This is a genomic window from Methylomusa anaerophila (assembly GCF_003966895.1).
GTDB lineage: Bacteria > Bacillota > Negativicutes > Sporomusales > Sporomusaceae > Methylomusa > Methylomusa anaerophila.
In genome coordinates this window covers 4,557,104-4,582,480 of sequence record NZ_AP018449.1, presented here as the reverse complement: position 1 = coordinate 4,582,480, position 25,377 = coordinate 4,557,104, and the positions used below count along the sequence as shown (strand labels likewise).

The following is a 25,377-nucleotide window of genomic DNA, read 5'->3' as shown; positions in this document are numbered from 1 at the left end:
AATGGATAATCAACTTGGATTTTTGTATCAACAGGTAAGAGAAAAAACGATAAGTCAAGAAGAAGCCTTAAAGCAGATTAAAGAATTTAAAGCGCAGTACAGTCAAAAATCCACTCCATTGCCGGACCGGGGGAATGATCATAATGTTATTCCCGAGGTGTACGTATATGATGAACCTTACCTGAAAGATCATACAGTTTACAGTGAACAAGTACTCATCGGCGCAACCCATGGCAGCTTGGCAATAGACATCTTTTTCAGGCTTTTTCCGCAAGAAAATAACGTTGAACTTCAGCGGCTGAATTTCATTAAACCTATCGAAGTAAAAAAGGATCAGAGCGTGGAAGTAGTGATTGAACCGCTCCGGAAAGGAGCCGCAACGGAGTTGGAGTTTCAAGCCAAGTACCGTTATGGGGCGTCGCCGGCGTGGGATGTGGCCGCCACCGGCAACTTGCAAGCTTCGGCTTCCGGCGAAAGCGGAAAAATAGATCTGGATAATATCAAAAATTCTCTGGCGGAATTGCCCGACTTTAATCAAATTTATACAAGCAATCCAGCCGTTGGCCTGGGCGACAGCTTCAAGACAATCACCCAAATTTTTACGGGACAGGACCGGGTGCTGGCCAGGGTTGTTTTAAGTCAAACCACCCGCGGGGAAAACCATAAGTATGTTTTGCATCCCCTTATTATCAACAGTGCTTTTCAGGCAGTGAACTCCTTACTGGGAACAGCCGCTATGAAAGACGGTTTTTTGCCGTTTGGCATTAAAAATATAAATTGCCAAAAAAACGGCAGACTGGACCAATGCTGGCTGTTGATAACATTAGTAAAGAATTCAGGGGAAATGATTGTTTTCGATGCCGAGGTAATTGATGATGATTTCGGGGTGGTTGCCCGGCTGGCAGGATGTTCCGTGAAACGGCTTCGTTCCGCCGGCCAGGTTGCGGTATCGCCGCATTTGACTGCCGGTTTCCCGGAACTTCAACAGCAAAACCAGACGACTTCAGAATTGTATCAACCGGAAAAGCCGGCAAATACAGACGATCTTAAGAGTAAAATTAAAAAATACCTGACGAATAAACTCAGTAAAATCATACCTGATCGCTCAAGACTCCAAAACTCCAGGGTTAATCTAATGGACCTGGGGCTGGAGTCCTCTCAGTTGATGGCAATGACTGATGAGATTAAACAGGAAACAAGCATTGAATTATATCCGACGTTATTTTTCGAATACCCGAATATAGAAGAACTTACGGAATTTTTTTCCCAGGAGCATCAAGAGCCGTTCAGCCAATTATTGGGGATTGACGCAAAACAGGCGGCAGTTTCCGCGGCTAACCGGCCAAACGGCCAAAACATCCCGGCAAAAGCGGCCCGGGAAGTTTTACAAGCCAGCCATGCTAAAGTGCAGATACCGGTACCGGTATCCTTCAGTGATAACGCCTATTCAGGCAACGACGATATTGCCATAATCGGGATGCACGGTTTGTTTGCGGAATCATCCGATCTAAATCAGTTCTGGCATAATCTGCGGGATAAAAAAGACTTAATAAAAGAAATCCCCATCGATCATTGGGATTATCGTCCCTGGTACGATACGGACCCGGAAGCAAAAAATAAAACCTACAGTAAATGGGGCAGTTTTATTGACGATGTAGATAAATTTGATGCCGGGTTTTTTAATATATCCGGGCGCGAAGCCGAATGGATGGACCCTCAGCTTCGCTTATTGCTGCAAAGCATTTACGCCGCCGGCGAGGATGCCGGTTATATCAATCAATTGCGGGGAACGGATACAGGCGTATTTGTGGGAGTTTGTTTTCATGATTACGCCGATAAGATCGCTGAGATGAACATACCGATAGATCCGTATCTTGGAACAGGTAATGCCCACACGGTAATTGCCAACCGCGTATCTTTTTTATTTGACTTTACAGGTCCCAGCATGGCCGTGGATACCGCCTGTTCCTCCTCGCTGTTTGCTTTGCATTATGCCTGCCGGGCTTTGCGGAATAAAGAATGCAATACGGCTTTTGTGGGGGGAGTGAACTTGCTGCTGGCCTCGGCTCACTACCGTTATTTTTGCAGTATCGGCGCTTTATCATCCACGGGGCGCTGCCATACTTTTGATGAAGCCGCCGACGGCTATGTTCCCGGGGAATGCATTGCCAGCATATTATTGAAGCCATTACAACAGGCAATAAAAGACGGCGATCACATTTATGCCGTTATTAAAGGTTCGGCCGCCCTGCACGGGGGATATACTCCTTCCTTAACCGCACCGAGTGTTGAAGGGGAAGAAAATGTTATTTTAAAAGCATGGGAAGATGCCGGCATCAACCCGGAAACCCTGACATATATCGAAGCCCATGGCACCGGTACGAAGTTAGGCGATCCAATTGAAATCAACAGTTTAAAAAAAGCATTCAAACGATTTACCAATAAGGAGCAGTTCTGTGCGGTAGGATCGGCCAAGGCCCACATCGGTCATACGGAAGGCGGCGCCGGCATTGCCGGGATTATTAAAGTCATTCTGCAAATTAAGCAAAAGCAAATTCCCGCTATGCCGCAGTTTAAAAAAATGAATCCGTACATTCAACTGGCCAAATCCGCCCTTTATATAAATCAGGAAATTGAGGAATGGAAAAGCCCCCCAGGGGCGGCGCGGCGGGCGGGGGTCAGCTCTTTTGGATTTTCCGGGGCCTATGCCCACGTCGTGCTCGAAGAATATATACCGGTGGAACCGGGACAGCCTTCCATTGCAGTCAGCCCTCAGAACCCGGCTATCATCGTGCTGTCGGCCAAGAGCGAGGAAGGGCTCCGGCGGCAGGCGCAGCAATTGCTGGCTGCAATCCGGGCGCGGCAGTACACCGACAACGATCTGGCCGCTATAGCCTACACGCTCCAGGTAGGGCGGGAAGCCATGGAAGAGCGTTTGGGCATAATTGCGGGCTCCGTCAAAGAACTGGAAGATAAACTGCAGGGTTTTGCGGCAGGCAAAGATGATAAAGCCGGTATTGAAGATGTATACCTGGGGCAGGTCAAACGCAACAGAGAAGCCCTGGCTGTTTTGGCTGTGGATGAAGAGATGGCGCAAACGGTTGATGCCTGGATAAGTAAGGGAAAATACGATAAATTCCTGCAGCTTTGGGTTAAGGGTCTAAGTTTTGACTGGAACAAATTATATGGTGATGCCAGGCCGGGCCGCATCAGTCTGCCCACCTATCCCTTCGCCAAGGAACGTTATTGGGTCCAGGAAGGGGAACCCAAAACAAGCGGCGCAATAAGTTCAACTGCCACCGCCGCCATTCATCCGCTGCTGCAGCAAAATACCTCCGACTTTTATGAACAGCGGTTCAGTTCGACTTTTACCGGCCGGGAGTTTTTCCTGGCCGACCATGTGATGAAGGGCCAACGGGTTTTGCCCGGGGTTGCTTACCTGGAAATGGCCCGCGCAGCAGTAGAACAGGCAGCCGGAACCTGGGGAGAAAATCAGACGGGAATCCGGCTTAAAAACGTGGTGTGGGCCCGCCCCATTACCGTGGGAGAACAGCCGCAGCAGGTGCACATCGGGCTTTCCCTGGAAGAGAACGGCGACATTATTTACGAAATTTACAGCGAGGCGGCAGCGGACGGCGCGGAAACCGTCATGCACAGCCAGGGCAAAGCGGCGCTGATTACCATTGGCGAGGTTCCAACCCTGGACCTTCCGGCTTTAACAGCCCGGTGCAGTCAAAACACCCTTTCCCCCGGCCAATGTTACCGGAACATATTGGCGACAGGTCTTGCTATCGGTCCGAGCCTCCAGGGAATTGAAGCGCTTTATTTGGGACCGGAGGAGATTTTGGCCAAGCTCGCCCTGCCGGCTGCCGCCACGGAAGACCGGTTTTTCCTCCATCCCAGTTTAATGGATGCGGCATTGCAAGCTACTTCGGGCCTGATAGTTGACTACGCCGATACGGGCAAACCGTGTCTGCCCTTTGCCATTGAGGAACTGGAGATTTTTGGGCCCTGCGCCCCCGCCATGTGGGCCCTGGTCCGACAGAGTGACGGCAACAAAAGCGGCGATAAGATAAGAAAATTCCATATTGATTTGTGTGACAACCAGGGAAATGTTTGTGTGCGGATAAAAGATATTTTATTCAGAATACTGGACGGCGAACCAGGAGCGCCGGATTCCGAGGCAGCTCCCGCGGCTCTGATGATCGAGCCGACCTGGCGGGAAGAAGCCATCGCCCCGGCAGCGGCAGCGCCTGAGTATGACCGGCAACTGGTAATACTCTGTGAGCCGGATGAGGTTACCCGGGAAAGCATTACCGCCGGAATGAACGGGGTACACTGCCTTAGCCTGCATTCCCAGCAAGCAGGCATGGGGGACCGGTTCCAGGACTATGCCGGCCGGGTATTTGAAGAAATGCAACATATTCTCAATGACAAGCCAGCGGCTAAGGTGTTAGTCCAGATTGTCGTAAAAAGCCAGGGAGAACAGCGGCTTTTTTCCGGGCTTGCCGGACTTTTGAACACCGGCCGCCTGGAAAATACAAAACTAATTGGCCAGATAATTGAAATAGAGCCAGGTGAAAATGCGGCGGGCATCATCGCCAAACTTAAGGAGAACAGCCTCAGCCAGCCGGATAAGTACATCCGGTATCAAAACGGAAAACGCCATGTTGCCGCCTGGCGTGAAATCAAGGTTGCCCCCGATGAAGCAAAAATCCCCTGGCAAGACCGGGGGATCTATTTAATTACCGGCGGCGCCGGCGGGCTGGGACTCATTTTCGCCGCCGAAATTGCGCAGCAAGTCAAGGATGCCGTCCTGATCCTCACGGGAAGGTCGCCACTGAACGAAGGGAAAGCAGCCAAGCTGAATAAACTGGAAGCCTTGGGCGCCCGGGTTATATATAAGCAGGCCGACGTGACCCAAAAGCAGGAAGTTGCCGATTTAATCCAGAGCATCCAGGCCGACTTTGGCGGTATCAACGGCATTATTCACGCAGCGGGAGTGCTTCGCGACAACTTCATCCTCAAAAAAACCCAGGCGGAACTGCAGGAAGTTTTGGCGCCCAAGGTTGCGGGACTGGTAAATCTGGATCAAGCCGCCAAAGATTTAACCCTGGACTTTTTCATACTTTTTTCCTCCATAGCAGGAAGTTTAGGCAATCCGGGCCAGGCCGACTACGCCGCCGCCAACGCTTTTATGGACGCTTATGCTAGGTACCGGCATGATCTGACGGCTTCCAAACAACGCCGGGGCCAAACCCTGTCCGTCAATTGGCCGCTGTGGCAAGAAGGCGGGATGCGCATTGATGCGGCGGCGGAAAATATGATGCGGCAAACGACGGGTATGACCGTCATGCGGACTTCCACCGGCCTGCGGGCTTTGTATCAGGCCTTAGCCGCCGGCGTGACCCAATGTATGGTAACGGAAGGCAACCTGGCGCGCATGAAGCAAAAACTGCTTTGGCCGACTCCTGCCGTTGCAGCCCAGCCGGCGAAGGTTTCCCCGGCCTCCCATTCCGTAATGGCGATTGATGCCGGCAGTTTGCCGGACAAGGTGCAGGCGGCGTTAGTGCAGGCAATATCAAAACTGCTCAAAGTGAAGAGCGGAGATATTGATCCGGCTGCCGAGCTTAGCAACTATGGCTTTGATTCCATCACCCTAACTGAATTTGCCAATAAACTTAACAAGGAATACAAGCTGGAACTGACTCCGGCCATATTTTTTGAACACCCAACCATCCATAGTTTTGCCGGATACCTGATTAAAGAGCACCAGGCCGTGTTTGCCGCCCAATTTGCGGTTAAGACCAGGGGTGAGATTCCGGCAAAAGCCCAAGCCGTGGAAACGGCCGCAGAACAAGCCCTGGAAAGGGAAACTGAAGGGAAAGAAAGCCTGTCCGGCAAAGGACGGCGTTCCCGCCTGGCCAAAACAGGGGCATTAGCCGCAGTAAAGCTGGCGGCAAGCACCCCTGAACCTGTTGTCATTGTCGGCGTGAGCGGCAAATTCCCGCTGGCCGGGGACATAAATGAATTCTGGCAAAACCTGCGCGACGGCAAGGATTGTATCACCGAAATTCCCGCCGACCGCTGGGATTGGCGGGAGTATTACGGCGATCCTGTCCAGGAAGAGAATAAAACCAACATCAAATGGGGCGGCTTTATTGACGGCGTAGCTGAGTTTGATCCGTTGTTCTTCGGGATTTCACCCCGGGAAGCCATGTTTATGGACCCGCAGCAGCGCCTGTTGATGACTTATGTGTGGAAAGCGATTGAAGATGCCGGCTATGCGGCGCAAAGCCTTGCGGGAACTAAAACCGGTATTTTTGTCGGTACGTCCAGTCTTGGCTACAGTAGTTTGATTGCCAAGGCGAATATGCCAATTGAAGGCTATACTTCCACCGGTATGGCGCCTTCGGTGGGACCCAACCGGATGAGCTATTTCCTCAATATTCACGGACCCAGCGAACCCATTGAAACCGCCTGTTCCAGTTCATTAATCGCCATCCACCGGGCAGTGAGCGCCATAGAGAGCGGCAACTGTGAAATGGCGATTGTCGGCGGAATCAATACGATAGTGACGCCGGATCTTTACATCAGCTTCAACAAGGCCGGCATGCTGTGTGAAGACGGCCGGTGCAAAACCTTTTCCAATCAGGCCAATGGTTATGTGCGCGGCGAAGGGGTGGGCATGCTTTTCCTGAAAAAGCTGAAGGATGCGGAAGCAGCCGGGGATCATATTTACGGTATAATCCGGAGCACCGCCGAAAACCACGGCGGCCGTGCCAATTCACTAACGTCGCCTAATCCGAAGGCGCAGGCGGATTTGTTGCAAACTGCCTACGCCAAGGCGGGAATCGACCCGCGGACGGTTTCCTATATTGAAGCCCACGGCACAGGCACTGAACTGGGCGATCCAATTGAGATCAACGGGTTAAAGACGGCTTTCAGGGAACTGTACCGGGCTACGGGCGATATCCAAACGGTAAGCAGCCATTGCGGCCTGGGCTCGGTGAAGAGCAATATCGGTCATTTGGAATTGGCGGCGGGTATCGCGGGGGTAATCAAAGTCCTGTTGCAACTCAAACATAAGACGCTGGTCAAAAGTCTCCACTGTGATACCATTAATCCCTACATCCAGCTTAAAGACAGTCCGTTTTACGTGGTTCAGGAAAGTAAGGAATGGCAGAGCCTGCAGGATGATCAGGGCCAAACCATTCCCCGGCGGGCCGGCGTGAGTTCGTTTGGGTTCGGGGGCGCCAATGCCCATGTGGTGATTGAGGAATACATACCCAAAAACCTGGTACGATCGCCGCTTGCGGTTACTGCCGAAAATCCGGCTGTTATCGTGCTGTCGGCGAAGAATGAAGACCGCCTCCGGGAGCAGGCGCGGCAATTGCTGCTGGCAATCCGGGAGCAGCAATTAACAGACAGGGATTTAGCCGATATAGCTTACACGCTTCAGGTGGGACGGGAACCCATGGAAGAGCGCCTGGGCTTAATGGCGGGGTCCATGAAGGAACTTGAGGAGAAACTCGGGAGTTTTGTAGATGATAAAAATGATAAAGATGATATAAAAGATCTGTATCAGGGACAGGCCAAACGCAATAAGGATACTGTTGCCCTGTTTGCGGCGGATGAAGATTTGCAAAATGCGATTGAGCTCTGGATCAGTAAGGGAAAATATGAGAAGCTTCTGAATCTCTGGGTCAAGGGTCTTATTTTAGACTGGAATAAACTGTATGGCGATGTCAAGCCTCGCCGCCTCAGTTTGCCAACCTATCCTTTCGCCAGGGAACGTTATTGGGTCCAGGCGGCGGCAACCCAAGCAAGCCGGACTGCATCCACCGCCATTTATCCCCTGCTGCAGCAAAGCGCTTCCGACTTCTACGAACAGCAATTCAGTTCGACCTTTACGGGGCAGGAGTTTTTCCTGGCCGACCATGTGGTGAACGGTCAACGGGTTTTGCCGGGAGTGGCCTATCTTGAAATAGCCCGGGCCGCAGTGGAACAGGCTGCCGGAACTTTGGAAAACCATACCGGCATACAGCTTAAAAACGTGGTATGGGTCCGCCCGATTATTGTGGGAGAACAGCCGGTTAAGGTACACATCGGGCTTTTCCCCGAAGATAACGGCGAGATTGCCTTTGAAGTATACAGCGAGTCAAAAGAGACCGGCGCCGGGCCGGTAGTGCACAGCCAGGGCCGGGCCGTGCTGAGTTCGGTGGCAAAAGGACCGGCTTTGGATCTGGCGGCCTTACAAGCTCAGTGCAGCCAGAGCACTCTTTCATCCAGCCAATACTACGAGGCCTTTAGGGCGGCGGGGATCGACTACGGACCGGCGCACCAGGGAATTGAAACGGTATATGTGGGGACGGGTCAGGTATTGGCCAAGCTCTCCCTGCCGGCCTCCGTCGCCGGCACCCAAGCCCAGTTTTTTCTGCATCCCAGTTTACTGGACTCAGCCTTGCAAGCCTCAGCCGGTTTTATGTTTGGCCGTTCAACTAAGAGCAAACAGATGCTGCCCTTTGCCATCGAGGAAATTGAGATCCTTGAACGCTGCACCCCTGTGATGTGGTCCCTGATCCGCTTCAGTGACGGCAGCGGGCCGGAGGATAAGGTACAGAAGTTTGACATCGACCTCTACGATGACCAGGGTGAAGCTTGCGTGCGCATGACAGGGTTCACGTCTAGGGTGGTGGAAGGCGATCTCCAGGCCGGCAATTTAGCCGCAGTCTCACCCGCAGCCGCCGGTGAACCACTTGTTGGAACCATCATGCTGACCCCCGTATGGGACGCCGTTAATATAAACAGGGGGCAAGTCTTCCCGTCTCCCGATGCTCAGGTTGTGATTGCCGGCGGGGACGAAGGCAACGGGAGCGCCATCAGGCAACACTACCCCCACGCACAGGTTCTGGATATCCAACCCGGCGACACCATCGAGGCGATAGGTAATAAACTAGCAGCCCATGGCTCCATTGATCACATGATATGGGTCGCTTCCCATCATCCCTTAAAATCCCTGACAGATGAGGCATTAATCGCCGAACAGGGCCGGGGGGTTTTCCCGGTCTTCCGGACCATCAAGGCCCTGCTCCGTTTGGGTTACGGCGCTAAAAATCTGGGCTGGACAGTTATAACCACCCAATCCCAGGCCGTTCGAAAAAACGATGGGGCAAACCCGACCCATGCGAGCCTCCACGGGTTAATAGGCTCGATGGCCAGGGAATATCCCAACTGGAAAGTTAGACTTGTTGATATAGAACCCGATGGTGAATGGACCACTGACGATATTTTTGCCTTGCCGTCCGATTCCCAGGGAGAGCTTTGGGTCGGCAGAGGCCGGGAGTGGTACAGGCAAAAGCTGGTTCCGGTGCGGAGTCCGGCGTTCCAGCCGACATTGTATAAGCCGGAGGGCGTGTACGTAGTGATCGGGGGCGCCGGCGGCATCGGCGAAGTCTGGACGGAATACATGATCCGCAACTTTAAAGCGAAAGTGGTATGGCTGGGGCGGCGGCAAAAGGACGAAGCCATTCAGGCGAAATTGGACAGGCTTGCGGCTCTCGGGTCACAGCCCGGCTATTTCGCCGCCGACGCAGCCAATCAGGAGGCTTTGCAACGGGCTTATGAGGAAATTAAAAGCCGGTACGGCAAGATAAACGGTGTGATACATTCCGCAATCGTGCTGCTGGACCAAAGCCTGGCCAATATGGATGAGGAACGGTTCCAGGCGGCGCTTGCCGCCAAGGTGGATGTAAGTGTCCGCATCGCGCAAATTTTCCGCCATGAGCCGCTGGATTTTGTACTGTTTTTCTCCTCTATCAACTCATTTACAAAATCTCCGGGACAAAGCAACTATGTTGCCGGCTGCGCCTTTAAGGACGCCTTTGCCCGGCAGCTTGCCAGGGAATGGGACTGTGCGGTGAAAGTGATCAACTGGGGCTATTGGGGCAACGCGGGAATTGTGGCATCGCCAGGGTACCGGGCGCGGATGGAGCAGGCAGGCATAGGTTCCATTGAGCCGGCGGAGGGCATGGTGGCGTTGGAAACCCTCCTGGCCGGACAGATCAATCAGATTGCGCTGCTGAAAACGACAAAACCTCTGGCGATAAAAGAATTAAGTTTATCCGGGAATACGGAGGAATGGATTACTGTCTACCCGGAACAGCTTCCCTCGCAAATTTATAACTTGAAGAATCGTATTGAAACCGCTCCAAAACCAGGCGGGAAGATTCAATTACTGAAGATAGAAGGGGGCGCCTGCCAGTGAAAGCGATGAACGAAATTCTAATCAGGCTGCTTTGGGGTCAGTTGCAATCAATTGGGTTGTTCACAGAAAAGAATTCAACGTTTGTTGACCTGAAAACAAAATCGGGGCTGCCGGTTCTTTATCATCGCTGGCTCGAAGAAAGCATAGCGGTTTTAACCCGCCATCACTACCTCGCCTGCGATCAGGCGACATATACCGTGCAAGACCCGGCCACCATCGATATGGAGGCCGTATGGCGGGAGTGGGACGGGAATAAGCGCCACTGGCTGGAAGATCCCATCACGAAAGGCCAGGTGGCCCTGGTAGAGGCCACCCTGCGGGCCCTGCCGGACATCCTCACCAGCAAGACACCCGCCACCAGCATCATGTTCCCGAACTCCTCCACGAAAATGGTTGAGGGAGTCTACAAGAACAACCCGGTTGCCGATTATTTCAATGGCATCCTCGCCGATATCCTGGTCATGTATATCGAGGAACGTCTCAGCCAAGACCCGGCGGCGCAAATCCGCATCATTGAAATCGGGGCCGGGACGGGCGGCACCAGCGCCACTGTCTTTAAAAAAATAAAGCCCTACCGGGATCACATAAAGGAGTATTGCTATACCGATATCTCCAAGGCCTTTCTCCTGCACGGCGAAAACGAGTACGGCCCGGATAATCCCTATCTGACCTACCGGATCTTCGACCTGGATGCCCCACTGGCCGGACAGGACATCGAGGCGGGCGGATACGATATTGCAATTGCCACCAACGTCCTGCACGCCACCAAAAACATCCGGCGTACGCTGCGCAATACCAAGATGACTCTGAAGAGAAACGGCCTGCTCCTCCTGAACGAGATCAGCGGCAATGCCCTGTTTACCCACCTGACCTTCGGCCTGTTGGAGGGCTGGTGGCTCTACGAGGATGCTGAATTGCGCATCCCGGGCTGCCCCGGCCTGTTTCCCCAGACCTGGCAGGCGGTATTGGAAGATGAGGGCTTCCGGTCGGTCCTCTTCCCGGCGCAGGAGGCTCACGAGCTTGGCCAGCAGATTATCGTCGCCGAAAGCGACGGGATTGTTCGGCAGAAAAAACAACTAAAGCCGGTCGCAACACCGGTAAAAAAGAACATCAAGCCGGGGGCGGACCGTTCGCCGGTAAGCCGTAAGCCTCCCCAGCCATCCCCGGCGCAAGCGCGGCAGCCCGCAAGCAGGAAAAAAATCCCCGGCAGCGTTGCCGTGACCGACCGGATGGTTGAGGATCACGTACGGACGATCATCAAAGAAACCATAGCCGAAGCATTGAAAATGGAAGAGCAACAAATACAGGACGATCGTAGTTTCTCAGAATACGGCGTAGATTCCATCGTTGCCGTGAATTTAGTAAATTTAATTAACAAGCAGTGTCATATCCCATTGCCAACCACCGTATTGTTTGATTACAATAACGTGGATCAACTGACCAAACATATTATGCGGGAGCATCACACGGCGATAATTTCCTCTTTACAGGAAAAAGCCCCTGCCCTGGAAACAGGCAGCGAACCTGGCGGCGAGGCAATACCCGTACCGGTCAGGGAAAAAGAGAATGGTGGCCATAATGGCAATCAAAGCCGGCAAAGACCGGCAAGAAACCTATTCCCGGAACCGGAACCGAACCCGCAGGCAGTTTCCGGATCCAGGGAAAAGGATACCGCCTGGGAAACAGTAAACAGTGATATCAGGGCTCCTTTCCGGAAAGAACCCATCGCCATCATCGGCATGAGCGGCCGCTTTGCCGGATCTGATACCGTGAATGAGTTGTGGGAGCACCTGGCCAAGGGCGATGACCTGATCGAGGAAGTCTCCCGCTGGGATCTCGCAGAGCATTACCCGGAAGGGACAAGGTACTGCAAGCATGGCAGCTTCCTGGACGGCATCGACCGGTTCGATCCCCGCTTTTTCAATATCTCAGGACTGGAAGCAACCTTTATGGACCCGCAGCAAAGGCTCTTTCTGGAGGAATCCTGGAAGGCCCTGGAGGATGCGGGGTATGCGGGAGCGGGAGTTCAGGGGCGCCTGTGCGGCGTCTATGTGGGATGCTCCGGCGCCGATTACCCGAAACTGTTTGACAGTAACCCTCCCCCGCAGGCATTTTGGGGGAATGCCGGTTCGGTAATCCCCGCCCGCATCGCCTATCACCTGGATCTGCAGGGACCTGCCATAACCGTCGATACTGCCTGCTCCAGCTCCCTGGTCGCCGTCCACCTTGCCTGCCAGGGCCTGTGGGCCGGGGAAACGGAACTGGCGCTGGCAGGCGGCGTATTCGTCCAGGCCACGCCTGAATTTTATCTAACTTCCAACCGGGCGGGTATGCTGTCTCTTACCGGACGCTGCCACACCTTCGGTGAACAGGCGGACGGGTTTGTTCCCGGTGAGGGAGTCGGAGTAATTGTGCTCAAGCGGCTCCAGGAGGCTATCGCTGACGGCGATCACATCTATGGCGTGATCCGGGGCACGGGCCTCAACCAGGACGGCACTACCAACGGGATTACCGCCCCCAGCGCCAATTCCCAGGAGCGCCTGGAGCGTTACGTATATGACACCTTCAGTATCCATCCCGGACAGATCCAGATGGCAGAGGCTCACGGCACCGGCACCAAGCTGGGAGATCCCATCGAGTATCAGGCCCTGACCCGGTCATTCCGGGCGTATACGGACAAGCAGGAGTACTGCGCCATAGGATCTATCAAGTCAAACCTTGGGCACGCCGCCGCGGCAGCGGGAATCGCCGGCCTCATCAAGGTGCTGCTGTCACTGCAGCATAAACAGATCCCGCCATCTCTCCACTTTCAGTCAGGCAATCCCCATATTCAGTTCAAAGACAGCCCCTTTTACGTCAATACGAGCCTCAAAGACTGGGACGTCGCGCCAGGTTCCCCTCGCTGCGCCGTGACCAGTTCTTTTGGTTTCAGCGGGACCAATGCCCACATAGCCATTGAGGAAGCTCCCCCAACCGAGCGGCGGCATGCGGAAAAACCGGGCTACCTGATCGTGCTGTCGGCCCGCGCTTCCGAGCAGCTGAGACAGCAGGCCGGACAACTGCTTGCATACTGTGAGGGAGAGCCCCTGGCGGACTGCGGCAGTATGAGTTTCACCCTGCTGCTGGGAAGAAAACACTTCAACCATCGCCTGGCCTGCGTCGTCCGCAGCCGGGAGGAACTGATTGGACTTTTAAAAAAATGGCTGGCAAAGGGCAAGGTGTCCCAAATCTATGTTTCCGAACTGCGGGAGAACGATCAGCGGGAACAGCCAGCCTTGAAACGATACGGGAACGAGTGCATTGAGAACTGCCATAACGCCGGTAATGCCGGCGAATATCTGGAGCATCTATCCACGGTAGCCGATCTGTATGTTCAGGGATATGAACTGGATTTCGGGGAGCTGTTTACAAACGAACAGTACGCTAGAATTTCCCTGCCCACCTATCCTTTCGCCCGGGAGAGCTATTGGATCGCCGCAGCCGGCGCCGTTGCCGCTGCAACAGCCGGGGATAAGGCGCGGAAACGCGGGAAACCCGATACTGACTTGGGCGACGAGTACGGGCGCGTTTGTGCGGGGATGAGGGGCCTGCAAATGCAGGAGAACGCAGAGGACGCTCCGGTTTCCCCCTCCCAGGAACCCTTTGAGATGATGACCTTTGAGGAAAGCTGGGAGGAGCAGACCCTGCCGGCGCCGGCCCCGGCCGAAATCAAGACCGTGGTCTGTTTTCTTTCCAATCCGGCGTATCAACAACGGGTCATTGATGCTGTACAAGCCCTTGGGCAGCAAACCCGGATCATCTTTATCTCGCAAAGCGCCGGCTATCAGAAACACTCCCGGCAAATGTACAGCATCTCACCTATAGACCGAGACACCTATCAGAATGCTTTCCGGAGCATCCGGGAAGAGTACGGCAACGTAGACGCCATCCTCTATTTATGGGCCCTTGAGGACAAAGGCCACATCCAGGATGCCGCCTGTATTGTCCGCATTCTGCAGGCCATCACCGCCGTCAAACTGAATCCCGGCCGCCTCCTGTTAGCCGCTCAGTACCAGAGCGCCTTGGAGCGGTGTTACCTGGAATCCTGGATTGGCTTTGAACGCTCTTTGGGACTTGTTCTGCCGCATACGCAAGTGGCTTTAATTTGCCGCGGGGCCAGTGAGGGGCGCCAGGAAATTGACATAGATGTGGAAGATTGGCTGCGGCTACTCTGGGGCGAACTGCAAACAGGCAAAGCCCAAAGTGTATTGTATCAAGACGGGCAGCGGCATGTATGCCGGATTCGCCCCACATCACTGCAAGCAGGTCAGCGGGTATGGCGAGCGGAAGGAACCTACCTCATAACCGGCGGCTGCGGCGGACTGGGATTCCTGATCGCGCAGCACATTGCCAAAATGCAGCCCGTGCAGCTAATCCTGACCGGCCGGTCGGCAATTGATGACGAAAAACAAGCCAAAATCAAAGCGTTGGAAGATTTAGGCAGCCGGGTTTTGTACATACAAGCCGACGTTTGTGATGAAACCCGCATGAAAGAAAAATTAAACCGGGCCAAAGAACATTTCGGCAGCATACACGGAGTCATTCATGCCGCCGGAACGGAAAGCAACCAAACCATTTTTGAAAAAGAAATCCCAAGCTTTACAGAAGTGTTGGCGCCCAAAATCAAAGGCGCCCTGGTGCTCGATGACCTGCTTCCGGAAGAACCCCTTGATTTTATCTGCTATTTTTCCTCATCGGCGGCAATTCTGGGGGACTTTGGGTCCTGTGACTATGCCATCGGCAATCGTTTTCTAATGGCCTATGCTCACTATCGCAATCAGCGGCAGCGGCCGGGCAAGGCGGTTGTGATCAACTGGCCGCTGTGGAAAGACGGCGGCATGGGACATCAAGATGATGAAAATGCCAAAATGTATCTAAAATCCAGCGGCCAGCGTTTTTTAGAAGCAGAAGAAGGCATGGCTGTGCTGGACCGCATCCTGTCCCAAGGCAGCGCCCAATCTTTGGTATTGGTCGGACAACGCAGCCGGGTAAACCGCTTTTTAGATTTGGTTAAAGACCAACCGGCGCCGTTGGGTTCTGCCGTTTCAGGCTCGCCTGGCAAAGGCCGGCGGGCGGAAATAAAAGGATTAAGTTTGGAAGAGTGCCTGGAGTGGGATCTAAAAGAGAATATCAGCAATCTGCTCAAAATCTCCCGGGATAAGCTGGACGCCGAAGCAAACCTGGCCGACTTCGGCTTTGACTCCCTTAGTTTAGCCGAGTTTGCGACATTATTAACCAACCATTATGGAATAGAAATAACGCCCGCCCTATTTTTCCAGTATTCCACATTGGCAAAATTAACCCAATACTTTTTAACCGGGCATCAAGCCGCCATCAGGGAGTTTTACCGGGAAGAAGAAGCTGCCGGGCCGGTTGGGCCGCAAAAGGAAGCGGCGGCAGCGGTTACTGCGGTTGCAGCGCGCCTGGAACCTGGCCAGCCCCGGTTTGAAATCATCAACTCGCCCCCAAGTGCCGGCGGCGTTCCGGAACCCATTGCCATTATCGGTATGAGCGGCAGGTTTCCCGATGCCCGGAATATTGACGAGATGTGGGCAATCCTGGCCCAGGGACAGGAAGCGGTAAGAGAAGTTCCCGCCGACCGGTTTACCGGCCGTGGTTCCAAATGGAGATGCGGCCTGCTGCCGGGCATGAGGGAATTTGACCCGCTGTTTTTTGAGATTTCACCCCTGGAAGCAGAGATTATGGATCCCAGACAACGGCTGTTGCTGCAAGAATCCTGGAAAGCTTTGGAAGATGCCGGTTACGGGGCAGCAAGGATTAAAACAAGCAAGATCGGGATGTTCGTGGGAGTTGAAGACGGCCAATACGGACAGCTGGCCCCGGAAAAGGCCAATATTACCTCCAATCACAATGCCATTTTAGCCGCCCGCCTGGCCTACTTTTTGAATCTCAGCGGACCCAATATGGCTATTAATACAGCCTGTTCTTCCGGTTTGGTCGCCGCCCATCAAGCCTGCTGGAGCTTGCGCAACCAGGAGTGCGATACCGCCCTTGCTGCCGGTGTCAATTTGTTGCTCCTGGCCGACATGTTTGAAGTATTAACCCAAGCCGGAATGCTGTCCGCGGACTGCCGGTGCTATGCCTTCGACAAGCGGGCCAACGGTCTGGTGCCCGGCGAAGCCGTGGCGGCGGTAGTGCTCAAGCGGCTGTCCCAGGCGCAGGCTGACGGCGATCAGATTTATGCCGTCATCAAAGGAAGCGGCATTAATTATGACGGCAAAACCAACGGAATCACCGCCCCCAGCGGCAGCTCGCAAACCGGGCTCTTGAAAGCTGTCTACGAACAATACCGGCTGAATCCGGAAGAAATCGAATATATCGTGACCCACGGCACCGGCACTAAATTGGGTGATCCGGTAGAAATAAACGCGTTGTATGATGCTTTTAAGGATTATACCCGGAAACAGAGTTATTGCGCCCTTACCTCAACCAAGACCAACTTCGGCCATACCTTTGCGGCCTCCGGCTTAGTCAGCCTGATCAGCCTGGTACAGGCCCTGCGCCATGAAACAATTCCTGCCAGTTTGCACTGTGAACAGGAAAATGATTATATCAACTGGCAAGAGAGCCCGTTTTATGTCAATAAAGCCGGCAAACCCTGGCCGCAGGCGGGTGCCAAAGACCGGACCGGAGCCGTCAGCGCTTTCGGCATGAGCGGAACCAACGCTCACATGGTGGTGCAAAGCTATACGCCTGAACAAGCCGGCAGCCAGCCGGAGCAAGTACCTTTCTTTTTGCTGGCCCTGTCCGCCAAGACCCGGGAGGCTTTGCAGGAAAAAATCAGGGATATGATTGCGATACTGCAAAATAAGGATTGGCAGGGAAAAGACCTGTTGCCGGTCAGTTATACCTTGCTGGCAGGCCGCCAGCATTTTAACCACCGCTGCGCCATCGTGATCCAGGACCGCGAGGATGCCGTATATGTATGGCAGCAGGCAGGCGGTGAGGAAAGGCTGCCTAACCTGTTTCAGGGAAAGGTTCCGCGGGATTTTAAGGGCCAAAAAGCAATGCAGGAGTATGGGGAAGAACTGCTGCAGCGCAGTTGGGCATTAAAAGAGAACAGGAATAAATATCAGGAAACACTCTATGTATTAGCCGACCTTTATTGTCAGGGTTACGATCTCCCCTGGGACGGGATGTTCGGCGATGCCAAACCCCGCTGCGTCGGTCTTCCCACCTATCCCTTCGCCAGGGAACACTACTGGGTATCCCCCAGCGGCGCTCAACCCGGCAACAGTTCGGCCGCAGCCGCAGTCACGGCAGCAGCCCTTCACCCGCTGCTGCATCAAAACACCTCCGATCTTTCGGAGCAGCGGTTCAGCTCCACCTTTACCGGGCAGGAGTTTTTCCTGGCCGATCATGTAGTAAAGGGGCAGCCGGTTTTACCCGGGGTAGCCTATCTGGAAATGGCCCGGGCGGCAGTGGCGCAGGCGACAGGAAGTTTCCAAGCCGGTCAGAGCGGGATCCGGCTGGAAAATGTAGTATGGGTCCGGCCCCTTGCCGTGGGCGAACAGCCAGTTCAGGTACACATTGGGCTCTTCCCGGAAGATAACGGTAAGATTGCTTTTGAAATATATACGGAAGCGGCCGGCGCCGGACCGGTAGTGCACAGCCAGGGCAGCGCCGTGCTGAGTCCGGTTGAAAAAATTCCCCCGGCGGATCTGCCGGCCTTACAGGCTCAATGCAGCCAAAGCACTTTTTCCGCCAGTCAATGTTACCAGGCGTTTCAAGCCATGGGCCTGCAATATGGCCCGGGACACCAGGGGATTGAGATGCTGTATGCGGGAGCGGACCAGGTGTTGGCGAAATTGTCTTTGCCGGCCGCTGTTGCCGATACCCTGGAACACTTTGTCCTGCACCCCGGTTTGCTGGATTCCGCCTTGCAGACGTCAATCGGTTTCCTGCTGGGCGCCGGTGATCCAAAAGGTAAAGCCGCCCTCAAGCCGTTCCTGCCATTTGCGCTTACGGCGCTTGAAATCCACGCCGGCTGTACTGCCGCCATGTGGGCGCTGATCCGCCGCAGTGACGGCGGTAAAGCCGGGGATAAAGTGCAGAAACTGGATATTGACCTCTATGACGCTCAAGGAAATGTTTGTGTGCGGATCAAGGGATTCTCGTCCCGAGGGCTGGAAGGCGAGGTAGGTCCGGCAGGGAAGGCGGCGACTCCCGGCACGCTGATGCTCTATCCCGGCTGGAAAGAACAAGCCGTTGCCCAAGAAGCTGCAGCCCCTGCCTATGTTCAGCAGGTGGTGATGCTCTGCGAGCCCAATAACATTTCCCGGGAAACCATCGAATCCCGGATGAGCGGGGTGCGTTGCCTCACGCTGGCGTCCGAACAGGACGGCATTGAGAAATTTCCCGACTATGCCGCCCAGGTATTTGAAGAAATCCAAAGCATTCTTAAAAGCAAACCTGCGGGCAAGGTGCTGCTCCAGATCGTTGTTCCCAACCGGGAGGAACAGCAATTGTTCACCGGCCTGGCCGGATTTCTGAAAACAGCCCGGTGGGAAAATCCCCAAATTATCGGGCAGTTGATTGAAGTGGAACCGGATGAAGATCCGGCAGGAATCATAGAGAAATTGCAGGCGGACAGCCGAAGCATCATAAATAGTCAGGTTCGCTACCAGGACGGCAAGCGCTATGTTGCCGCCTTGAGCGAAATGGAAGCCTCACCGGCAGCAGGAAGAATTCCCTGGAAAGATCAGGGAGTCTATTTAATTACCGGCGGCGCCGGCGGCCTGGGACTCCTTTTTGCCCGGGAAATTGCACAAAAAGTCAAGGATACCACCCTGATCCTCACCGGCCGCTCCCCGCTCACTGCCGACAGGCAAGCCAAGCTTAAGCAGGCGGAAGCCCAGGGCGCCCGGATTGTCTACCGGCAAGTCGATGTGACCCGGGAGAAAGCAGTCGCCGACTTAATCCAAAGCATCCAGACCGACTTTGGCGGCCTCAATGGCATCATTCACAGCGCCGGTGTGATTAAGGACAACTTCATTATTAAAAAGACGAAAGCTGAAGTCTTGGAAGTGCTGGCGCCCAAGGTCACCGGCCTGGTGCATCTGGATCAGGCCAGCCAGCATCAGCCGCTGGACTTTTTCATCCTCTTTTCATCCGGAACGGGAGTTTTCGGCAATGCGGGCCAGGCCGACTATGCAGCCGCCAACGCCTTTATGGACGCCTATGCCAGATATCGCAATACGCTGGTGGCCTCACAGCAACGCCGCGGTCAAACCCTGTCGGTCAACTGGCCGTTGTGGCAGGAGGGCGGGATGCGTGTGGATGCGGAAACCGAAAAGATGCTGCGGCAAACCACCGGTATGGTCGCCATGGGGACAGCAACCGGCATCCGGGCCCTGTATCAGGGCCTGGCCTCCGGCCAGGATCAGGTCCTGGTGATGGAAGGGGAACTTAAGCGGCTGCGGGCGGCATTCCTCGGGGAACAGACGGGAACGGCAGCCATAAACGCGCCCAATGCCCCTCATACCAGAGAAGAAAACAAAGCCGTACCAGCCATTGACCAAAATTCATTCCAGGAAAAAGCCGTAAATTACTTCAAACGGCTGCTTTCCACCGCCATCAAGCTGCCGGCGCACCGCATTGAGGCGGCTGCACCGATGGAACAATATGGAATTGATTCCATGATGGTCATGCAATTGACCAATCAATTGGAAAAGATATTCGGTTTATTGCCGAAAACACTATTTTTTGAATACCAAAACATTAAAGATTTAACCGGCTATTTCCTGGAAAACTATCGCGGCCAACTGACAGAATTAGTGGGAATTGAGGATATAGCGGCGGCGCCCGCCGGTAATTACCAAAATTTAACGGCTGTGACCGGGACCGAGGCCGAGGAACTGACCGCCGGCAGCCGCCGGCGTCTGCGCTTTGCCTCGCTGCGGCCGGAGAAGCGGGAAGAAACAGCGGCCTTGGACATTGCCGTCATTGGGGTCGCCGGCCGCTATCCCCAGGCGGATAATATCCGGCAATTCTGGCAAAACCTGCGGGACGGCAAGGACTGCATCACCGAAATCCCTAAAGAGCGCTGGGACCACAGCCTGTACTTTGACGCCGATAAAAATAAGCCCGGCAAAGCCTACAGCAAGTGGGGCGGCTTTATTAACGGCGTGGATCAGTTCGATCCGCTGTTTTTCAATATTTCACCGCGGGAAGCCCAAATCATGGATCCCCAGGAGCGGTTGTTCCTGCAGTGTGTCTATGAAACCCTGGAGGACGCGGGCTATACCCGGGAAACCCTGGGCCTGCGTCAGGACTTTGGCCTGGGGGGCAATGTGGGGGTATATGTCGGGGTGATGTACGAAGAGTACCAGCTCTACGGCGCCCAGGAACAAATCCAGGGCCGGCCGGTCGCCGCGTCCGGCAACCCGTCGTCCATCGCCAACCGGGTATCCTATTTCTGCAACTTCCATGGACCCAGCCTGGCGGTGGATACCATGTGCTCCTCTTCTCTGACCGCCATCCATCTGGCCTGTCAGAGCCTGCAGCGGGGTAACTGCGAAGCGGCGATTGCGGGCGGCGTCAATGTTTCCATTCATCCCAACAAATACTTGATGCTTAGCCAGGGCAAGTTCGCCTCCAGCAAAGGCCGCTGCGAAAGCTTCGGCCAGGGCGGCGACGGCTATGTGCCGGGAGAAGGCGTGGGAGCCGTGCTCCTGAAACCGCTGGCGAAAGCCGTTGCCGACGGCGACCACATCTATGGCATCATCAAAGGGACCGCCCTCAATCATGGGGGAAAAACCAACGGCTACACCGTTCCCAATCCCAATGCCCAGGCCAGTGTCATTGGCCGGGCCTTTCAAGAAGCCGGGATTGATCCCCGGACCATCAGTTATATTGAGGCCCACGGCACCGGCACTTCCCTGGGGGACCCCATTGAAATCACCGGCCTGACAAAAACCTTCCAGGCATACACCCAGGACAAGCAGTTCTGCGCCATCGGCTCGGCCAAGTCCAACATCGGCCATTGCGAGAGCGCGGCCGGCATTGCCGGAGTAACGAAAATACTGCTGCAGTTAAAGTATCAGCAACTGGCGCCTTCACTCCATTCTCAGACCTTAAATCCCAACATTGATTTCAGTAATACCCCCTTTGTGGTCCAGCAGGAACTGGCGGAATGGAAACGGCCGGTGGTTGAAAAAGGCGGCGAAAGCAAGGAATATCCGCGGATTGCCGGCATCTCGTCCTTTGGGGCGGGCGGGGCAAACGCTCACATCGTTATCGAAGAATATATAGCCCGGGACCCGGCCCGGCCGCCGATTGCGGTCAACGCGGGGAATCCGGCCATTATCGTGCTGTCGGCAAAGAATGAAGAACGGCTGCGGGAGCAGGTGCGGCAATTGCTGGCGGCGATTGAGGAGCGGCAATTCACGGATAATGATTTGGCCGATGTGGCTTACACCCTCCAGGCAGGCCGGGAGGCCATGGAAGAGCGCCTGGCGGTATTGGCGGGATCCGTCAGGGAACTTGTGAAAAAACTGAAAAGTTATGCCGATGGCCGGGATGGCGGCGGGGAAGTGTACCGGGGACAGGTAAAGCGCAATAAAGAAACCCTGGATGTTTTTGCCGCGGATGAAGATATGGCCAAAACAGTCGCTGCCTGGATTACCAAAGGAAAGTATGCAAAGCTTATCGACCTTTGGGTCAAAGGCCTCATTGTTGACTGGAACCGGCTGTACGGAGACGTCAAGCCGCGCCGCATCAGCATGCCTACCTATCCTTTTGCCAAAGAACGGTATTGGTTATTTGACGCCACTCTTCCCGCCAAGTCTGAAGATCGCCCCCAACAGCGGGCAGTGCGTTATTTACAAAAACAATGGGAACCTTGTTCCGCAGCTTCAGCCCCCATATCCGACCGGACTGTCGCCATCTTGACAACGCAAGAAACTATGGAATTGGCGATTCAGCTTGCCGGGCATTTTCTCAAGAGTGAAATAATAGATATAGATACCTATAATAGCCATGAGCTTGAATCACAGCTTCAGCAACCGGAAACGCATTGGAAAAATTACGGCGGCTGTGTGGATTTGATTGGCTGCGGCCAGGGAAAAAGCCCAATATCCCACTGGATAACATGGCTGCAGCGATTGACTGAGTACGGGCAGCGGGAAGGGCTGATGCTGCTCGGTGTGACAAAAGGCCTGGAGTCTTATCAGAATACGGTTGTCAATTTAGCAGGCGCCGCCCGCGCCGGCCTGTACCGAATGCTGCAAAGTGAATACGGGCATCTGCGTTCACGGCATATGGATGCGGACCCATCCACCGGTGATCAGGCGCTGGCGCGGCAGATCGCTTCCGAGTTCTGCCTGGAAAGTGAGGACCCGGAAATCTGCTACCGGGATGGGAAGCGTTATCGCGCCTATCTTGATGAATTCGAAAAAAGTGATGACGGTAACAACAGTAATAGCAGTAATAACAGTCAGCAAACGCTGGTATTTCCTGAGGGACATGTGTTATGGATTACAGGGGGAACGCGAGGCATAGGCTACCAGTGCGCCCGGCATTTTGTAACAAAGCATGGCGTCAGGCGCCTGGTGCTCACCGGCCGGGAGACAATGCCGCCCCGGGCGGAATGGGATGCTTATCAGTCGCAAAATACCGCTGTCGCCCAAAAAATTCAGGCTATACGGGCCTTAGAAGCCCAGGGCGCACAAGTCCAGGTGTTGTCTGTTTCATTAACCGATGAACAGGCTGTACAGGAGAGTCTGGAAGAAATAAAAGGCACTATGGGCCCAATTGGCGGAATCATTCATTGCGCCGGCGTCGGTGATGCCAAGAATCCCGCATTTATCCGGAAATCTGTCGGGGGAATGCAACAGGTGCTGGATCCCAAGGTTGACGGACTGAACATATTGTATCAAAGCTTCAGCAATGAACCGTTGCAGTTTTTTGTCCTGTTTTCATCGGTATCGGCGATTATTCCCGCTTTAGCTGCCGGACAAAGCGATTATGCCATGGCCAACGCCTATATGGACTATTTTGCGGACGCCAGGGCGGATGCCTGTCCGATCGTCAGCATAGTGTGGCCCAGCTGGAAAGAGACAGGCATGGGCGAGGTCAAAACCAAAGCCTATCAGCAGACAGGTTTGCTGAGCCATACCAATGAAGAAGGCTTGCAGCTACTGGATCAGATTCTATCCGGGCAGCTGGGTCCCGTCGTGCTGCCGGCAGTGGTCAACCCGGATTTGTGGCAGCCTCGCCAGCTAATGCAGCGTAAAAAACAAGAAACCCTGACAGCGAATATTCAGACCCGGCGCCCTGCCGCCGCGAAAACGCCGCCGGCCCCCGCTTCTCTTTTGACGGTAACGCAAAAATGGTTAGTCGGTTTGTTCGCGCAGGAATTAAGGATAGATTCCGCCAAGCTGGAAATGGATACGGCATTTCAAGACTACGGGATGGATTCCATTTTGCTGGCGCAAGTATTGGGGTCGATCAATCAATTGCTGGCAAATGATTTAGATCCCTCAATTCTGTTCGAATATTCAACCATTGAGTCCCTGGCAACATGGCTTGTCAATAATCACGCTTCTTCTTTAGGCAAAATCCTGGATACCGGGAGTCCGGAACAATATATGCCGCCAACTCAGGCTTCATCGCTTCCCGCCCCCCCAATCCCTTCGGAATCTCCCGCGAGCCGGGGATTGCAAACGGAATCTCATACTCATATTTACAGGTCTTCCAAGCCGCAGGATATTGCCGTGATTGGGCTTGCCTGCCGTTTTCCGGGAGCAAACAGTTTAGAAGAGTACTGGCAGCTGTTGGCGGAAGGCAGGTCGGCCATTCGTTCCGTGCCGGAGGAGCGCTGGGGGTACTTGAATAATTTTTCCGCGGGACTGGTCGACAACATTACGCAATTTGATGCAAAATTGTTTATGATGCCGGAAAAGGATGTCAGGGCAATGGACCCGCAAGCCCTGGTGATACTGGAAGAGAGCCTGAAACTATGGTATCACGCCGGCTATTCCCCGGCGGAAATAAAGGGAAAACAGGTTGGCGTCTATCTTGGCGGCCGCAGTCTCCACCGCCCCGATGAAGCCAGCCTGCGTCAGGCAATCAATCCCATTGTCGCCGTGGGACAAAACTATTTGGCGGCAAATATCTCGCAATATTTTGATCTTCGCGGCCCAAGCATTGTCGTGGACACTGCCTGTTCCTCGGCCTTAGTCGGTATGAATATGGCCATGCAGGCCTTGAACAACGGCGATATTGAAGCCGCTGTCGTTGGCGGCGTGAGCCTGCTGAATACGGACGCATCCCACCAGTTATTCCACCAGCGGGGAATTTTAAGTCCGGATCCGGTCTTTCATGTCTTTGATCAGCGTTCCCGGGGAATTGTCCTGGGGGAAGGCGCCGGTCTGGTCTTATTAAAAACAGTAGAGCAGGCGCTTGCGGACGGAGACCGGATTTATGCCGTAATTAAAGCATTGGCCATCAATAACGACGGGCGGACGGCAGGTCCGGCAACTCCCAATCTACAGGCGCAAAAAGAAGTTTTGCAAACAGCTTTGGCCAGGAGTGGCAAGCAGCCGGAAGCAGTTATCTATATTGAAGCCAACGGTTCCGGTTCTGAAGTTACGGATCTGCTGGAACTCAAGGCCATCCAGTCGGTTTACCGGCTGGACAATACATCGCCCCTGATGCTGGGATCGGTAAAACCCAATATCGGCCATCCGTTGTGCGCCGAAGGCATTGCCAGTTTTATTAAAGTTGCCTTGATGCTTCAATACCGGCAGTTTGTTCCCTTTTTGTCCGGCGAACAGCCCATGACCCATTACAACATCGAATCTTCTCCCTTTTATTTTTCGCGTAAGCTCACCGAATGGAAAAATACTCCCCGGATTGCTGCGATAAACTGTTTTGCCGATGGCGGCACCAATGCCCATGTGATCCTGGAAGCCTGGGAGGAGCCAGCCTCCCGTATAATTAAGCGGCATCCCAACCCGCCGCCGGCAATAAATCGGCAACAGTTCGGACCAGAAAGCCGGACTGGCGACGCTGCATTAAAAGTGATCTGGGAAATGTTTAAGTAGGAG

2 protein-coding genes are annotated in these 25,377 nt (G+C 54.2%); both read left to right on the top strand.

Going from position 1 to position 25,377, the window contains the following annotated elements; all coding sequences use genetic code 11:
* Position 1: 1 nt before the first annotated feature.
* On the top strand, positions 2-10,267 hold the full coding sequence (locus MAMMFC1_RS20550; protein ID WP_158618834.1) for an SDR family NAD(P)-dependent oxidoreductase: 10,266 nt from the start codon (positions 2-4) through the stop codon (positions 10,265-10,267).
* Positions 10,268-10,272: 5 nt separating this feature from the next.
* Entirely contained in the window at positions 10,273-25,374 is a 15,102-nt protein-coding gene (locus tag MAMMFC1_RS20545) for an SDR family NAD(P)-dependent oxidoreductase (protein ID WP_232035849.1), read from the top strand.
* The last annotated feature ends 3 nt before the right edge of the window (positions 25,375-25,377 follow it).

Coding starts and splice junctions, on each gene's coding strand:
- MAMMFC1_RS20545 (WP_232035849.1), top strand. CDS start 10,273: ATGAACGAAATTCTAATCAGGCTGCTTTGGGGTCAGTTGCAATCAATT.
- MAMMFC1_RS20550 (WP_158618834.1), top strand. CDS start 2: ATGGATAATCAACTTGGATTTTTGTATCAACAGGTAAGAGAAAAAACG.